We start from the raw sequence: 15315 nt of genomic DNA, 5'->3' as shown, positions 1-15315 counted from the left end.
CCGGTCCATCTACATCCGTGCTAGTCAGTGTTCCTGAAGAAGTAAGAACACTGTCGGTTTCAACGAGCGTGACCGAATCTGACGACACAACCGACGCATCGTTGGTGCCCTTAATACCAATTAAGACCTCTACTGTTGTTTCGCCGCCATCTTCATCCGTCACTTTGACTTGATAGGTTTCAAACAGTTTCTGACCTTCTTTCAGGTAGTCCGCTTTGCCGGGGATCAATTCAAACGTCCAAACCCCTTCGGCATTTATTTTGAAGATACCTACGCTGTCTGCCGGTGCGGTCCCGCCCGCTACGGCAAACGTATGATTGTCGTTATCCAAATCCTGAACAACTAGATTTTTAACAATACGAGTGGTGCTATCTTCTTGGGTCCAACCGCCTAAACGTTCTTCTACAACAGGTAAGTCATTCGTACCTTGAATGGTGATTTCAACCGAGCTGGCTGTGCCATCGGCTGTTGTGACGGGGTAGGTAAAACTGGCCTCTTCTCCAACACGAAGGTGATCAAATGCACCATTGGATGAAAACGTCCAGTTTCCATCTACATCAATGACAAACGTGCCAAAGTCGTTAGTTATGGTATTGGCGGTAAAACTGTTATCCGGTCCATCGACATCTGTGCTAGTCAGTGTTCCTGAAGAAGTAAGAACACTGTTTGTTTCTGTCAGAGTTCTGGTATCTGCCGACACAACAGACGCATCATTGGTACCCACAATAGTAATGGTCAGCGTTGTTGTATCAGTCCCTCCCGCTTCATCGGTTACGGTTACTACAACTGGTATTTGTAGTATTTTCCCTTCCTGCAGGTAATCGTAGCTGCTGGCATCAAAAGTATAAGACCCATCATTATTGAAGGTCAGCCCTTCAATTGTGTCGGTAATAGAGAAGTCTAAAACGCTACCCGCTGGCAGGTCGATATCGGTGGCGTCCATTTGCCCCGAGAAGGTCTCGTCTTCATTTACTGAGAAAGATTCAGCCTTAGCAACAGGTGCATCATTTGTGCCCGTAATTGTGATCGTTAATATACCGGAGCCAGAACCACCTAAATTATCTGTCGCAGTGTAAGGAATAGTAATAACCAGTTCTTCACCTTCAGACAGTGAATCATAACTTGATGCATCAAACGTATAGCCGCCATCCGTGTTGAAAGTTAAACCAATAGCCGTCGACGTTGTTGAGTAAGTCAGGCTTGCTCCAGATGGAAGGTCTGCGTCTGTCGCCAATACTTGGCCAACAATAGACGTATCTTCATCCAAAGCGGCATTAAAGTTTTGAGCAGAAGGTAACTGATTGATCGCGGCGATTTGCAAAAGGTTGAGCAAAGAAAGGCTCTGTGTTTCAGATAAACCCTGGCTTTGTATTCCAGACGTATCGAAAGATGTTGATGCTAAAACCTGTGCATCTGTTCGTTCAATTTCACCTGACAAGCCTATTGACGACCCACCAGCCCCACCACCAGCTGCAGGAGCAAGTTCTTCAATTTGAGTCGGATCCTCTCCGGCCTCTAACGCAGCAAATATTTGGTCAATCTCTGGGTCGGTATCGAGACTAATCAGTTCACCATCATCACCAACAATAGAAGTCGTCGGCAGATCGCTTTCTGAGAATAGCAACAATCCGCTTTCATCTTGTAGAACAACCTCACCTGCAACCAGTATCGTATTTGCAGGTACAATTTTGATGTTACCCGCAATATCGATAATTAGAATTTTTTCTTGTGATGGTGGTTCAACCCCTGCAGCGGAGGCGAAATCCACAAGTAAGGTAGGGTCTTGACCTGATTCAATTGTCGCCAATATTTGGTCAATATCCGTTGAAAGCTCCGGCTCAGCCTCTTTCACAGGAAGCTCAGCCAAAACGACCTCATCATCTATAGCGACAAAGACTTCCCCAGGTAGGAGTGCATAATCCTCAGAGACAATTTTTAAGTCACCTCGAGTGTCTATTACGATAACTTTACCCAGTGCAGACAAGCCTGCAGAAAATAAAGGAGAAAAAGCGGCCATATTTACAACTCCCAGAGAAGCAAACCATCACGTACTTATGACTAAATTACGCAACTTAAAATGAACGGATAAACGCTGAGATAATAAGCAGCTATAATTTATTTAAAAGCTTACAGAACCGATGCTTATAATTGGATTCTATTTATCTCAACCGATATTATTTGACCATTTTAAGTATATGTATTTATTAACACTTATCAGTTTCAAAAGTGAGAATGACACTATTTAACTTATTGTCTTCAAAAACATTCAATAGCTTATAGAAGACAAATGCCGCAATATGTAGCTCGCTCATTTATTTGTATTTTGCATGCATCTCATAAATGAGATTATAATTACGATAAAATACATATAGATAAAAAAATAACTTAACTGGAGAGGTAAAGTGAAAGGACGTTATATAGGTGCCATTGGCTACTTACTTGCTGGCTCGATCGCCACAAGTGTTTCTGCTCAAACTTTGGAGCAAGCCGTGGCCATTACGCTCGCCACCAACCCAGAACTTAAGAGTGCATTTAGTGACTACATGAGTTATCGAAAAGATAACGAGGCGGCTTCTGGTGCATACCTTCCTAAATTGGATTTGGATGCAGGTATCGGATTTGAGCACGTAAACCCTGCTCCCGAAAACAGCGAAACAACAGACTTAACCAGAAAAGAAGCAACACTAACATTTACTCAATTAATTTGGGACGGTTCATCCACACTAAACAACATTGATAGAACAGCCGCTGAAGCTGAATCAATGAGGCTTCAACTCCTTGCAAATGCACAAGATAAAGCACTTGAAGTTGCACAGATTTATCTTGAAGCAGTAAAGTCTGAAGAAATATTGGCACTATCAGAAAGCAACTTGGCAGTGCATAAGAAGATATATAAAGATATTAAACGCAGAGCAGAATCAGGTATTGGTTCTGTTGCCGATGTGTCTCAAGTTGAAGCGCGTATTGCAAAAGCACATGGTAATTTGCTTGCCGCTCAAAACAATATCTTCGATGCACACACTCAGTTCACACGTTTAGTAGGTCAAACACCACAGGGTTTGATTTTCCCTCGTGCTGATGAAACTTCTATACCTCTTACTTTCGAAGACGCCATAAATCACGCATATCAAAGTCATCCTGTAATAAAGATTGCCATTTCAGATGTCGATGCTGCACGCTTCCAATACGACCAATCTAAAGGCGTAAACTACCCCACGTTTTCATTTGAAGCTTCAGGCACTTGGCGTGAAGATGCAGGCGGTGTACGTGGTCAAGCAGATGAAGCCAGCGCTATGCTTCGTATGAGATATAACCTATATAATGGTGGTTCTGATACTGCAAACTCTGAGCGCGCCGCATACCAGTTGAATAAATCGAAAGATTTACGAGACAGAACCTACCGTACTATAAAAGAGAGCTTGCAGCTGTCTTGGAGTGCACTGGATCTGACTTTACAACAAAAAGAGTTTTTGGCTGACCATGTTGATTCTGCTGCTGAAACCGTGATTGCTTACGAAAAGCAATATCGAATCGGTAAGCGTACTCTTCTCGATTTGCTGAATACTGAGAATGAATTGTTTGAAGCCCGTAAAGCGTACATTGATGCTCATTATGCCGAACAGTCAGCTAAATATCGTGTCATGAATGCCTCTGGCGTATTACTTGACTCTCTTCTGGTTGAGATTCCAGACGAGTGGAAAGAATCTGTAGAATATTAAGGTTGAAGTTAATGAAGTTTCTAGCAATAGCGTGTTCTGCTCTGCTTGCATTATCTTGGCAAGCTCATGCTAATCAAAACGATGAATACGACTACATCGAAATGCCTAAGTCAGATCAGGTCGCCGATCTCAGTGATGACGATTATGATGGTGTGGTTAATGCTCGTGACCTATGTACAGGCACTCCACGGGGTTCTCAAGTCGATAATGATGGGTGTGAGACATACATAGAGGCACAAGAAAAAAAGCAGCTTAAAGTATTGTTTGCAAATGATTCCGATGTCATTACACCTGCTTTCATTACCCAAATTAGAACCATGGCTGAGTTTCTAGATGCGTACCCAGAAACCTCAATCGAATTACAAGGCTTTGCAAGCAAAACGGGTAACGCAGAACACAACTTAGACTTGTCGAAAAGGCGCGCTAAGGCTGTACGAGAATCTTTGGTTAGCTATGGTGTTAGCCATACTCGAATCAAAACAATCGGTTTTGGCGATTCTGTATTGGATGATTTGGGTGAAAGCCAAGTCAGCCATGCACTGAACCGTCGAGTAGTCGCTACTGTAGTGGGTTACAAAGGTTCTGTTATCAGCGAGTGGAACATATTTACCACTAAGAAAAAATAACGGTCTCCGTTCAAACAGAAGCCAGGTTTTAATAAACCTGGCTTTTTTATTTTTCTATCTTTACCGTGTCAAAATACACGGAAAGTGCTACCCTTTCGGCGAATTTATTAATCTTATTGGATACCCCGATGACAAAACTAACTTCAGACATCGAATCTAACCTAAAACTATTCGTTGAAGAAACCAAGCAAACCAAATTGGTTTGGGGCTTGCGAAATGAAGAGGGTTGGCTAGCTTGCGATTCAACAGAGTTTGAAAGCAGTGAAGTAATGCCATTTTGGTCTTCTCGTGAAGATGCAGAATTACACAATGTTGAAGAATGGGCCGATTTTGAAGTATTAGAAATCCCATTAGATATTTTTGTCGAAGACTGGTTAATCACGTTAGCTGAAGATGGCGTTCTAATTGGAACAAATTGGAATGCAACTTTGGAAGGTAAAGAATTGGAGCCTTCCGATCTAGCGAAACTCTACCTTTAAAAGATATTCAAATTTCAGAAATCTAAAGCCTAGAGATTAAATATCTCTAGGCTTTTTTATTTCAAATAACGTCTAATTTCTATCGCAGAGATAATGATTTAAGATAGGGCAATTCCTATTATTTTCGGCTCACTTCACTAATTCAGTTTTTCTTTTGCACAAATCTCATTTTCTGTTTCAAAAGGTGACATTTGTACTATTTTCATATGTCTGCACACGTACAATAACTCCCTTATCCAATATTCACTCGGGAGCATAAGTGAGAAAGAGTAATCTACTCGCTAGTATTATCACCGCATTTGTCACCTTTACTGCTTCAGCGTTTGATCGCGAGAGCTGGAATGAGCTGTATGCTAATCAATTAAAAAACAATGAACATGCCGCGTTAATGATGCTTCAAGAACGTCATATCATACTTCCGGACAATGCAGAAAAGCTCTATATCTCGACGCAGATCTTCCGATTTTATTCCATTCGTAAGCAGCCTTATTACAGCCAATTACCCGATGTTCCAACCAGTTTCGACAAATTTCAACATACGCTAATTGAAGCACTTAACGACGAAGCAAGTGGTAACAATCAAGCTTCTTATGCAAAACTTAAAAATTTAATAAACCAAACAAAGGTCACTCACGACTATCAAAGTAGAACATTAATTGAATATCAGTTGTGCCTGCTGCTTAGCCGAATGGGTGAACACCACAGCGCGAAGTTTTATTGTGCATCAGTCGTCAGCCACTTAGAGCAAATGGAAGACCCATTCATACCGCTAAGAGTCGCTTATCGTCTACTTGCTAATAACTATTCATACCTTGGAGACTACAAAACGGCGTTAGTTAAGTACTTCGAAATCATTTCAAACTCCAAGCCTTACCATGATAATTCTGGCAATTACAACGACATAGGTAATCTTCTTGTTGATATGGGGAGATACGACGAAGCCGAAACTTACCTTTTAAAATCGCTAGAATTGCGAAGTGAGCCAAGCACCTTACCGCTAGCGAAAGCTCAAATAATGCACAACCTCGGCAATTTCTATCTCACTACAGATCAATTTGATAAATCACAGCAGTTTTTTCAAAAATCGCTAGAAATATTGAAGGAACTCGATCACCAGTACGGAATCGCCCTTTCCTACATAAGCTTAGGAAAACTCAATACAAAACTAGGTCATCATGATTTAAGTAATGCTTACCTTCATCAGGCAATGGATATGGCTGCCGAGCAAAACAACCGTGAAATGAAGATAAAAATAGCGTTAAGCCTCAGCGAGGAGTACCTAGCCAGAAAGGTTTACAACGTAGCCATTGAATATGCTGAAACCGCAGTAAGAATTGCTCAAAATGACGAATTGCCTTTGTTTGAAGCTTCAGCGCACTCCCTACTATCACAAATACATGAACAGACAGGCGATTTCGAGAAAGCGTTAGAGCACTACAAACAGTTTCACACACTCGAAATCAATAAGCGTGATATCGAAAATCAAAACGCTTTTGAAGCCTTAGATTTGAGTAAAAGCAAATTAGAAGAGGAACTTCAAAATTCGAAGTTGGTTTTGAAAAATACCGAACAAAAACACCAGCTCGATAACCTAACACAACGCGATATGATGAACAGAATGTTTATGGTTGTCCTGTTTTTTATTATTGGAGGCATCTTGTATGCCAATAAAAAGACAAGACAAACCGCCGAAAAAGATTCGCTTACGCAAACATTCAATCGATTAACTATTTTGGACAAAATCCGCAGGCATCCACAATCCTCTTCTAGTAGCCACAAGCACGTGTTAGTTCTTTTTGATCTAGATAATTTTAAGGACATCAATGACAGCTATGGCCATCCAACTGGGGACATTGCGCTGAAGCACGTTGCTAAAACAATTAAGGAACAGCTCGAAGAAAAGGACTGTATAGGAAGAATTGGGGGCGAAGAGTTTTTAGTCTTACTGAGCGACGTTTCGGAAGAACAAATTTGGCACCGCGTAGAAAAAATGCGAGAGACGATTGAAATCAGCCACTTTATGTCGGAAGACCATCAATCACTGAATTTAACCGCGAGCTTTTCTTATCTTGCGACATCAGAAAAGCTCAGTGATTTTGATATTTTGTATTCGATCCTCGATCAAGCGTTATATCAGGCGAAAACAAATGGCAGAAACTGTATTGTCGATGCGTATACCGACCCTATTGACAACGTTCCTCACCCTGCTTCGAAACCAATGACTGCATAACTGATTCTTGATTATCTAAATACTCGTTAAGCCCTGCAGAGCGCAGATCACAAGAAGGACAATCACCGCAACCATCGCCAATGATCCCGTTGTAACACGTCAGCGTGTGAGAACGTACCAATTCCAGTGCTTTATATTGATCGGCCATTGCCCACGTTTCTGCCTTATTCAGCCACATCAACGGGGTTTTAATCTCTAACGTTTTATCCATGCCGGAAACAAGCGCTTTGTTCATTGATTTTACAAACTCATCGCGGCAATCAGGGTAACCAGAAAAATCGGTTTCACACACGCCTGTAATGACAGTCTCTGCGCCAATTTGATAAGCGTAAATTCCAGCTAGAGTCAGGAAAAGGATGTTTCGACCGGGAACAAACGAATTAGGTAATCCATTGTCTTGCAGTTCATGTGAGACAGGAATGTCATCACGCGTTAACGAACTGATTGCTAGCTCGTTCAGTAAGCCAACATCCATCACTTTATGAGCGGCAATATTGAGATCACTGGCTAGTTTTTCAGCCACTTCAATTTCAAGCTTATGACGCTGACCATAATCAAACGTAATCGCGTGTACTTCATCAAATTCTTCTATCGCTTGAACAAGACAAGTTGTGGAGTCTTGACCACCACTAAAAACGACAACGGCTTTTTTCATATTACGGCCCTATGCAATGTTTAAGTACTTATGAGTTTGAACAGAGAGACGCCAGTTTCGTTCAATACAGGTATCGATACACAGTTTTGTTGCTCTTGGCTTCTGGCTGATTGGCTGAAGGGCTATCGTCGTCTTTTCAGACACGTTAGCGCTGGTTATCAGTTCATCTAGCTGGTCTATGTCTTTTTGCGTTCCAACCGGGTGCTTTATTTCGTCGGCTCGTTCCAATGCGGACTTGAGAACAGGTAGCTTTCCTTTCATCGCAATTTTTGGAGAAACCGTTACCCAAGTTGAATCCGTTGCTTTTACTTCAAAAGTTCCACTGGTTTCGATCTGACATTGGCAACCAATTGTCTCGAAAGCTTCTGTTAGGTTCACCAAGTCGTATACACACGGTTCGCCACCCGTTATCACGATATTCTTAGCGCTAAATCCGTGTAACTTGTACTGCTCGACAATTTGCTCAGCTGAAACAAAACACCATGTAGGAGAGTCTTCTGTTTTCACCATGATATCGCCAATTGGCGCCAAATCTTTTTCTTCGGCTTCCCACGTTTGTTTTGTATCACACCAAGCACACCCTACAGGGCATTCTTGCAGACGAACAAACACCGAAGGCACCCCTGTAAAAGTACCTTCACCTTGGATGGTTTCAAACATTTCGTTGATTTTGTACTGGCTACTCAAAACGTGAACACTTCTTAATCCGGATTTTTAATAGGGTTTACTGCTGGACAAATACCGCCTAGCGAACAGCAAACTGCCGGATTATACGCACTTCTGTAGAACATACCAGTGTTTGTAAAAGGCACAAAAAATAGGACCTCGAAAGATCCTATCCTAATGCCATGAATGGCCTACATTCTTTGGTCTTTGCCCGTACGAAGCTGAGTGATTGCAAATATCAATACGAGGATTGGGTATCTAAGCGCTTCTAGAGCCAACGCAATGATAGAACTGTAATTCAAAATCCCCTGCACGACCCCAAACAATAAATTGGTTAGCACTAACACAGCTATCACACTCACGATATGTTTGACGCTGCGATGACGAGATTCCACTTTCGGTTTCAAGAAGGTAAAAACTGCTGCAATAGCAATCGAAGTAGCAAACCAATTCGCAAAGTCAGGTCGTGGCCATAATGTCGCCAACCCTGCGATAATAACGACCACTACCCACCAAACAGACGCACTGCTTAGTATTTGTCCCGTATGAACTTCGTCTTTTTTGTCTAGGCGATTAAAATGCCAAACAGCCATTGCCCCAAGAGCAATACCAACCAAAACGTCTGAGAAGTATTGCGCCCCGAGATAAACACTAGACACGCCATGGAAGAGCACAATAGTTATAATCGACGGCAGGTAACGTCGCACGACTTCAATCGGATATTCACGGGTAGCGTGCAAATAAAATAGACCTAACACCGTCACCATGAGTGCGCTCGTCATGCTCGGCATTCCAAACCCAAACGTGTCACCAAGCATCAATTCAGGCATAAAGGCGTGAGGGCGAGCAAACCCTACTCCAACTTGCGCAACTAAAGCCAAAATCGCCACACTGACCACAGCGAAGAGTAATTCCGCACCGAAGTAACGTCCAAACACCATAAATGCTGTTGGTATTAATAAAATCAGCATCCAAGGACTTGCTAGCGTGTCTCCAACATAGAGAAAGGCATGGATATACGGAACCAATGCTGGTGGAGCACTTAAAACACCATCTTGAAGCGCTTTAATGTACTTAATTTCCGCTTGGTGCATCGGAGGCGCCGCTTCGACGATATCATCGATGTACGCTACTTTTTGTCTTGTCGCTTTTCCGGAGTAGTATTGCAAAGCTTCTATTTGAGACGGGTATCTGTACGTCGCCTTATTTACTTCGCCCACTTTCGCAAGCACCACTTGTTTGGTTTCAATACCATAATGTGGCGCAAACCAAGCCGGAACGATGTGATGACCTGCTTCATCAGTATGATTGAACGCGACGATGGGAGAATCTGATACGCAATCGTATAAAGCGGCATTACCTAAAACGCCTAACTTCCCAAGAGCAGTAACAACCAAACCAGACTCTTCCCAAGCTTCTCGCTCTGCCGCTTTCGCTGGGTCTTCCCCTTCTTCGACATGACCTCCTGGGATTGAAATCTGCCCAGTGATGGCCTCTCGCACCATGACAATGCGCCCATCATGGCTTGCAATCAAACATAGTGCGCCTTTGTATTTCTGAGGAGATTCCGTGCTAGCAGAGGCAGTGGCGGATACGGACAAACTGGTAAAAGAGATGAATACTAGAAAAATGAAACATGAAAACAGACGACGAAATGTCACAATGTGTAATCCCTAAAATTAAGAATCGATTAGATCAGACCCTAGTTGAGAGGCTTTCGCATCCAATGGATATGATGCTCTAATCCCAAGTTGTTATAAAAGTTTAAGGCAGCTTCATTAAACTGCCACACTTCTACAAACATTTGTTTCACTCCACAGTCTTTAAAAGAGCGCTCCAAGCGTAAGAACAGTAGCCTCGCTATGCCTTGTTTACGAAAATCTGGTTCAACATACATTTCATCAATGCTGCCCATTTGCACAGGTTTCATAATGGAAGATTGTAGTTCGCAGAAGTGACCTGAGATAAACCCAATAGCTCCATGTTCTGGATGCTCGGCGACATAAACAAAACATTCAGGGTTATCGAGATAACGAGCAATGCTTTTTTCTTGCTCAACATCTTCAGCCGTTTTAAACAGCTCTGGGGTGACTTTGTGATGAAAGTCGTGAAGTTCATACATAAAATCGTTGAGTGCTTCCAAATCGGATGATTGGGCAGCACGAATCTTAATGAGGCTCATAAGTCTATGGGAATAAAAGCTTATACTCTAAGTATATACTCAATCTACTTCAATGTGCAGGGTTCGAAGCCCTATCTGCTACTTCCATTCAAAGAGAAAAACTACCAAAAACAAACCTCATCAGTTGTGACTAAAAAGCGCACCCAATGGATGCGCTCAAATAGCAACCGTTTATTTGGGTAGATTAAGTACGTCTTCCAATTCATTTAAGCTGGTGGGATCGTCTATCGTCGATGGCACGGTGTATTGTTCTCCATCTGCAATTTGGCGAATGACTCTTCGAAGGATTTTTCCTGACCTCGTCTTTGGCAAACGGTCTACAACCAACGCGTGCTTGAAGCAAGCTACGGCACCAATCTCATCCCTAACTTTACCAACCAGTTCTTCTTCAATGCTATCGTCGGTTATCGACACCCCATCTTTTAGAACCACAAAACCAAGCGGCGTTTGACCTTTGAGATCATCGTGTATCCCAACAACAGCACATTCAGCAACGGCAGGATGACCTCCAACAATCTCTTCCATCTCCCCTGTTGATAAACGATGCCCTGCAACATTAATGACATCATCCACTCGTCCCATAATGAACAAGTAACCATCTTCATCCAAATACCCGCCATCCCCTGAAACATAGTACTCAGGAAACTGAGACAAATAACCTGACTCAAATCGGTCGTGATTACGCCATATCGTAGGCAAACAACTTGGGGGGAGCGGGCGCTTTATCGCAACGTAGCCTTGTTGCCCAGATGCTTTAGCATGACCAAACTCATCAAGTATGGCGACTTCAAAGCCTGGCATGGGCTTTGTTGCGCTGCCGTGTTTAACCGGTAACACTTCCACGCCTAATGGGTTTCCCGCAATCGCCCAGCCCGTTTCCGTTTGCCACCAGTGATCAATCACAGGTTTGCGAGTACAGGTTTCCACCCATTCTTGAGTTGGCGGATCCAACCTTTCTCCTGCCATAAAGATACTGTTTAGATTTGATAAGTCATATTTCTCTAACTGTTTACCTTCTGCATCTTCTTTTTTAATCGCTCGGAATGCCGTGGGGGCAGAAAAGAGTACATTCACATTGTATTCTTCGCAGACTCTCCAAAATGCGCCGGGATCCGGTGTTTTTATAGGCTTGCCTTCAAAAAGTATGGTTGTGCAACCATGAATCAAGGGCGCGTATACAATGTAAGAATGCCCCACTACCCACCCAACATCTGATGCCGCCCAAAACACGCCATTTTGTGGAAGGTTATACAAACAAGACATGGAATATTTCATCGCAACCGCGTGTCCACCGTTGTCACGCACAACGCCTTTGGGTTTTCCAGTTGTTCCCGATGTATAAAGAATATAAAGAGGGTCTGTCGATTTTACAGGTACGCAGTCCGCAATAGGTGCTGAGCTCTGTGCGGATTGCCATTCAATATCACGCGGTTGGTTCAACGCAGCAATACACTCAAGTCGCTGAAAAACAATCACAGAGGAAGGCTTCCAACGGCTATCCATAACGGCTTGGTCGACGATGGGTTTGTACGGCAGTATTTTGTTTACTTCAATACCACAGGAAGCCGTCATCACCACTTTCGGTTCCGCATCCTCAATCCGCACTGCAAGCTCATTTGGCGCAAAGCCGCCAAAAACTACAGAGTGAATTGCCCCTATTCTGGCGCAAGCTAACATCGCCATAACGGCTTGGGGGATCATGGGCATGTAGATAACGACTCGGTCGCCTTTACCGACCCCTTGCACCACAAGCATACCCGCAATTTTAGCTACTTCTTTTTGCAGCTGAGCGTAAGTGTAACTGCGCTTTACTCCAGTAACCGGTGAATCGTAGATCAACGCGGCTTTGTCGCCATTACCTTGCTCAATGTGGTAATCAAGCGCAAGCCAACAGGTATTCAAAACTCCGTCGGCGAACCATCGGTCTATGCCATTTTCGTCTTTGCTTAAAATCGTTTTAGGGAACTGAAACCAATCTAGGTTTTGGGCTTGTTTTTTCCAAAACGCTTCGGGTTCATTACAAGAAAACTGATACTCTTTTTCGTAGGTAGGCATCCGTTCTTCCTCCGATACAAAAACGGAGCCGATCACGACTCCATTTTCAGTTAATTGATAGTAAACAAACTCATGAACTCATGAACAGGTGTGCTTTCAAGTGCTTGTTGGTCTTTACATAAATCAAAGATTTGCTGAGAACGCATCACAGGGAAACGGGTTTGTAGATTTCGAAGGAATTTTTGCTCCAGTACTGGAATACCTTCTTCACGTCGGCGGCGATGACCAATCGGGTATTCAATTTCGATCTTCTCAGTCGACGAACCATCATCAAAAAAGACTTGGATCGCATTGGCAATTGAACGCTTATCCGACTCCAAATACTCTCGGCTATACCGTGAGTCTTCAATGATCATCATTTTCTCTCTCAGTGCATCGATACGCGGATCGCCATTGTGGAAACCATCTTCATAATACTCTGCAACCAAATCTCCGTAAATCAATGGAACAGCAATCATGTACTGTAGGCAATGATCCCTATCCGCAGGGTTCGCCAACTTACCGGATTTAGAAATAATACGAATCGCAGATTCATGGGTCGTCACTTCAATTCTGGTGATCTGGTCGATTCTATCTTTAACTTCATTGTGAAGCGCCACGGCGCATTCCACAGCGGTTTGAGAATGGAATTCTGCAGGGAAAGAAATCTTAAATAAAACATTTTCCATCACGTAGCTTTCAAATGGCTGATTCACTTTAAATTGTTCACCATTGAAAAGTACGTCGTAGTATCCCCACTTCGGAGCCGTTAACACAGACGGCAAGCCCATTTCACCTTTCATCGTGATCATTGCGAGTCGAACCGCACGTGAAGTTGCATCCCCAGCCGCCCACGATTTTCGTGAACCTGCATTAGGGGCATGCCGATACGTTCTAAGCGCGCAGCCATCGACCCAAGCTTGGGAGACCGCATCTATAATTTGCTCTTTGTTGCCTCCAAGCATTTTGGTGACAATCGCAGTGGATGCAACTCGCACCAACAAGACATGATCCAACCCAACTCGGTTGTATGAGTTTTCAAGCGCTAGCACACCTTGAATCTCGTGGGCTTTGATCATGGCAGTCAGAACATCTTTCATAGTGAGAGGCGCTTTCCCCTCAGCAACAGCAACTTGGCTTAGATAATCGGCGGTAGCCAAGATCCCACCTAGATTATCTGACGGGTGCCCCCACTCCGCTGCCAACCATGTGTCATTAAAGTCCAACCAACGAATCACACAACCAATATTAAAAGCAGCAGTGATTGGATCTAACTCATGGCTAGTACCTGGAACTCTCGCACCATGCCTGACGGTTGTACCTGGCACGATTGGACCAAGATGTTTAGTACACTCCGGGAATCTAAGCGCCAATAACCCACAACCTAGCGTATCCATTAAACAATTTCGGGCTGTGTTATACGCTTCTTCCGACTGAATATTGGTATTGCTGACGTATTCCGCTATTTGGACAAGCAGGTCGTCAGGTGCTGGGCGTTCATTTACTTCTACATTTTGTGTCATTTCTTGTTCCTTAAATTCTACGGACGTTTGTCGATTGGCAGCCAGTCTTGGTGTTCTGGACCTGTATAGTCGGCACTGGGTCGAATAATTCGATTGTTTTCTCTTTGCTCAAAAATATGAGCACACCAGCCAGTTAAGCGACTCATCACAAAAATAGGCGTAAATAATTTGGTGGGAATATTCATAAAGTGGTATGCCGAAGCGTGGAAGAAATCTGCGTTACAGAACAAATCTTTCTCACGCTTCATGACCGATTCGACTCGCTCGCTTACCGCATAAAGATGGGTATCACCAACAGAATCCGATAACGTCTTTGACCATGTTTTTATCAGCGCATTGCGAGGGTCACTTTCACGATAGATAGCATGACCAAAGCCCATGATCTTCTCTTTACGCTCTAACATGCCCATTGTCTCGCGTTCCGCTTCCTCTACTGATGTCCAATTCTCAATCATCGCCATCGCCGCTTCATTTGCACCGCCATGCAACGGGCCACGCAGAGTTCCAATTGCGCCAGTCACACAGGAATGAATATCTGAAAGTGTGGAGGCACATACGCGAGCGGTAAATGTGGAGGCATTAAATTCATGTTCAGCATATAAAATCAAAGAACAGTGCATCACCTTTTTATGGAGTTCAGAAACGGGTTCGTCCGATAACATTTTTAGGAAGTAACCGCCAATGCTGTCTTCACCCTCATCATCTGTATCAATTCGAACGCCATCGTGCGAGAAGCGATACCAATAGCAAATAATCGCAGGAAACAAAGCCAGCATACGTTCTGTAGCAGCAAGTTGATCCTCAAAGGACTCTTCTGTTTCTAAGTTCCCAAGAACTGAACAACCTGTTCTCATTACGTCCATTGGGTGCGCCGTTGAAGGTAGCAATTCCAGAGCGTGCTTTAACGGTTCCGGCAACCCTCTTAAACGCTTTAAGGTTAACTTGTATTCATCAAGCTCTCGTTGGTTTGGCAGTTTTCCCCGCAGCAGCAAATAAGCGACTTCTTCAAACTCAGCATGGTTAGCTAAATCCGTAATGTCGTATCCACGATAGGTCAGCCCCGTTCCGCTTTTTCCTACGGTACATAGTGCTGTTGAACCTGCGCTTTGCCCACGCAGCCCTGCACCACCAAGTGGTTTATCTGTCATGACAGACTCCTTGTCATTGTGCTTTTGCCTGTTCGTTATTTTTATGAGTTGAA

Annotated in this window: 12 protein-coding genes; 4 read left to right on the top strand and 8 right to left on the bottom strand. The window is 43.4% G+C overall.

All coding sequences use genetic code 11. The features are described 5' to 3' along the window. Positions 1-2017: VCBS domain-containing protein (locus tag Q8W40_RS19805; protein WP_305399633.1), on the bottom strand; the 2017-nt coding region annotated here is incomplete at its 3' end. 400 nt (positions 2018-2417) lie between these two features. Here Q8W40_RS19805 and Q8W40_RS19800 point away from each other — a divergent pair. The 4 genes from Q8W40_RS19800 (at position 2418) to Q8W40_RS19785 (ending at position 7054) form a co-directional block, all read left to right on the top strand. Continuing rightward, on the top strand, positions 2418-3719 hold the full coding sequence (locus Q8W40_RS19800) for a TolC family outer membrane protein (RefSeq protein ID WP_305399648.1): 1302 nt from the start codon (positions 2418-2420) through the stop codon (positions 3717-3719). Positions 3720-3730: 11 nt separating this feature from the next. Further along, positions 3731-4345 carry an OmpA family protein gene (locus Q8W40_RS19795; RefSeq protein ID WP_305399632.1) on the top strand — a complete coding sequence of 205 codons (615 nt, stop codon included), beginning with the start codon at positions 3731-3733 and terminating at the stop codon, positions 4343-4345. Positions 4346-4473: 128 nt separating this feature from the next. Then, entirely contained in the window at positions 4474-4824 is a 351-nt protein-coding gene (locus tag Q8W40_RS19790) for a DUF2750 domain-containing protein (RefSeq protein ID WP_104398981.1), read from the top strand. A 259-nt stretch (positions 4825-5083) separates the two neighbouring features. Beyond that, positions 5084-7054, top strand: a complete 1971-nt coding sequence (locus tag Q8W40_RS19785) for a diguanylate cyclase (RefSeq protein WP_305399628.1) — start codon at positions 5084-5086, stop codon at positions 7052-7054. On the opposite strand, the gene queC is transcribed toward Q8W40_RS19785, so the two are convergent. The 7 genes from queC to prpC all read right to left on the bottom strand — a co-directional run bounded on the left by queC (position 7008) and on the right by prpC (position 15262). Then, positions 7008-7709, bottom strand: coding sequence for a 7-cyano-7-deazaguanine synthase QueC (gene queC / locus Q8W40_RS19780; RefSeq protein ID WP_305399627.1), 702 nt, complete (start codon positions 7707-7709; stop codon positions 7008-7010). The genes Q8W40_RS19785 and queC overlap by 47 nt on opposite strands. A gap of 9 nt (positions 7710-7718) precedes the next feature. Next, a complete protein-coding gene (gene queE, locus Q8W40_RS19775; RefSeq protein ID WP_305399646.1) occupies positions 7719-8369 on the bottom strand; it encodes a 7-carboxy-7-deazaguanine synthase QueE in 651 nt (216 codons plus the stop codon). Positions 8370-8566: 197 nt separating this feature from the next. Continuing rightward, on the bottom strand, positions 8567-10036 hold the full coding sequence (locus Q8W40_RS19770) for a bifunctional NUDIX hydrolase/phosphatase PAP2 family protein (protein WP_305399626.1): 1470 nt from the start codon (positions 10034-10036) through the stop codon (positions 8567-8569). A 41-nt stretch (positions 10037-10077) separates the two neighbouring features. Then, on the bottom strand, positions 10078-10557 hold the full coding sequence (locus tag Q8W40_RS19765) for a GNAT family N-acetyltransferase (protein ID WP_305399624.1): 480 nt from the start codon (positions 10555-10557) through the stop codon (positions 10078-10080). Positions 10558-10728: 171 nt separating this feature from the next. Further along, entirely contained in the window at positions 10729-12612 is a 1884-nt protein-coding gene (locus Q8W40_RS19760; RefSeq protein ID WP_305399622.1) for a propionyl-CoA synthetase, read from the bottom strand. 50 nt (positions 12613-12662) lie between these two features. After that, entirely contained in the window at positions 12663-14114 is a 1452-nt protein-coding gene (locus Q8W40_RS19755; protein WP_305399620.1) for a bifunctional 2-methylcitrate dehydratase/aconitate hydratase, read from the bottom strand. A 17-nt stretch (positions 14115-14131) separates the two neighbouring features. After that, positions 14132-15262, bottom strand: coding sequence for a bifunctional 2-methylcitrate synthase/citrate synthase (gene prpC / locus Q8W40_RS19750; RefSeq protein WP_305399619.1), 1131 nt, complete (start codon positions 15260-15262; stop codon positions 14132-14134). Positions 15263-15315: the final 53 nt, after the last annotated feature.

This window comes from Vibrio penaeicida, assembly GCF_030689305.1.
In the GTDB taxonomy this organism is placed as follows: Bacteria; Pseudomonadota; Gammaproteobacteria; order Enterobacterales; family Vibrionaceae; genus Vibrio; species Vibrio penaeicida_B.
Note: the sequence above shows the minus strand (reverse complement) of the source record. Positions and strands in the feature narration are given on the sequence as shown.

Excerpts from the sequence above, each read along its gene's own strand:
- Q8W40_RS19760 (WP_305399622.1), bottom strand. The coding sequence starts at position 12,612 with ATGCCTACCTACGAAAAAGAGTATCAGTTTTCTTGTAATGAACCCGAA.
- prpC (WP_305399619.1), bottom strand. The coding sequence starts at position 15,262 with ATGACAGATAAACCACTTGGTGGTGCAGGGCTGCGTGGGCAAAGCGCA.
- Q8W40_RS19765 (WP_305399624.1), bottom strand. The coding sequence starts at position 10,557 with ATGAGCCTCATTAAGATTCGTGCTGCCCAATCATCCGATTTGGAAGCA.
- queE (WP_305399646.1), bottom strand. The coding sequence starts at position 8,369 with ATGTTTGAAACCATCCAAGGTGAAGGTACTTTTACAGGGGTGCCTTCG.
- Q8W40_RS19795 (WP_305399632.1), top strand. The coding sequence starts at position 3,731 with ATGAAGTTTCTAGCAATAGCGTGTTCTGCTCTGCTTGCATTATCTTGG.
- Q8W40_RS19755 (WP_305399620.1), bottom strand. The coding sequence starts at position 14,114 with ATGACACAAAATGTAGAAGTAAATGAACGCCCAGCACCTGACGACCTG.
- Q8W40_RS19790 (WP_104398981.1), top strand. The coding sequence starts at position 4,474 with ATGACAAAACTAACTTCAGACATCGAATCTAACCTAAAACTATTCGTT.
- queC (WP_305399627.1), bottom strand. The coding sequence starts at position 7,709 with ATGAAAAAAGCCGTTGTCGTTTTTAGTGGTGGTCAAGACTCCACAACT.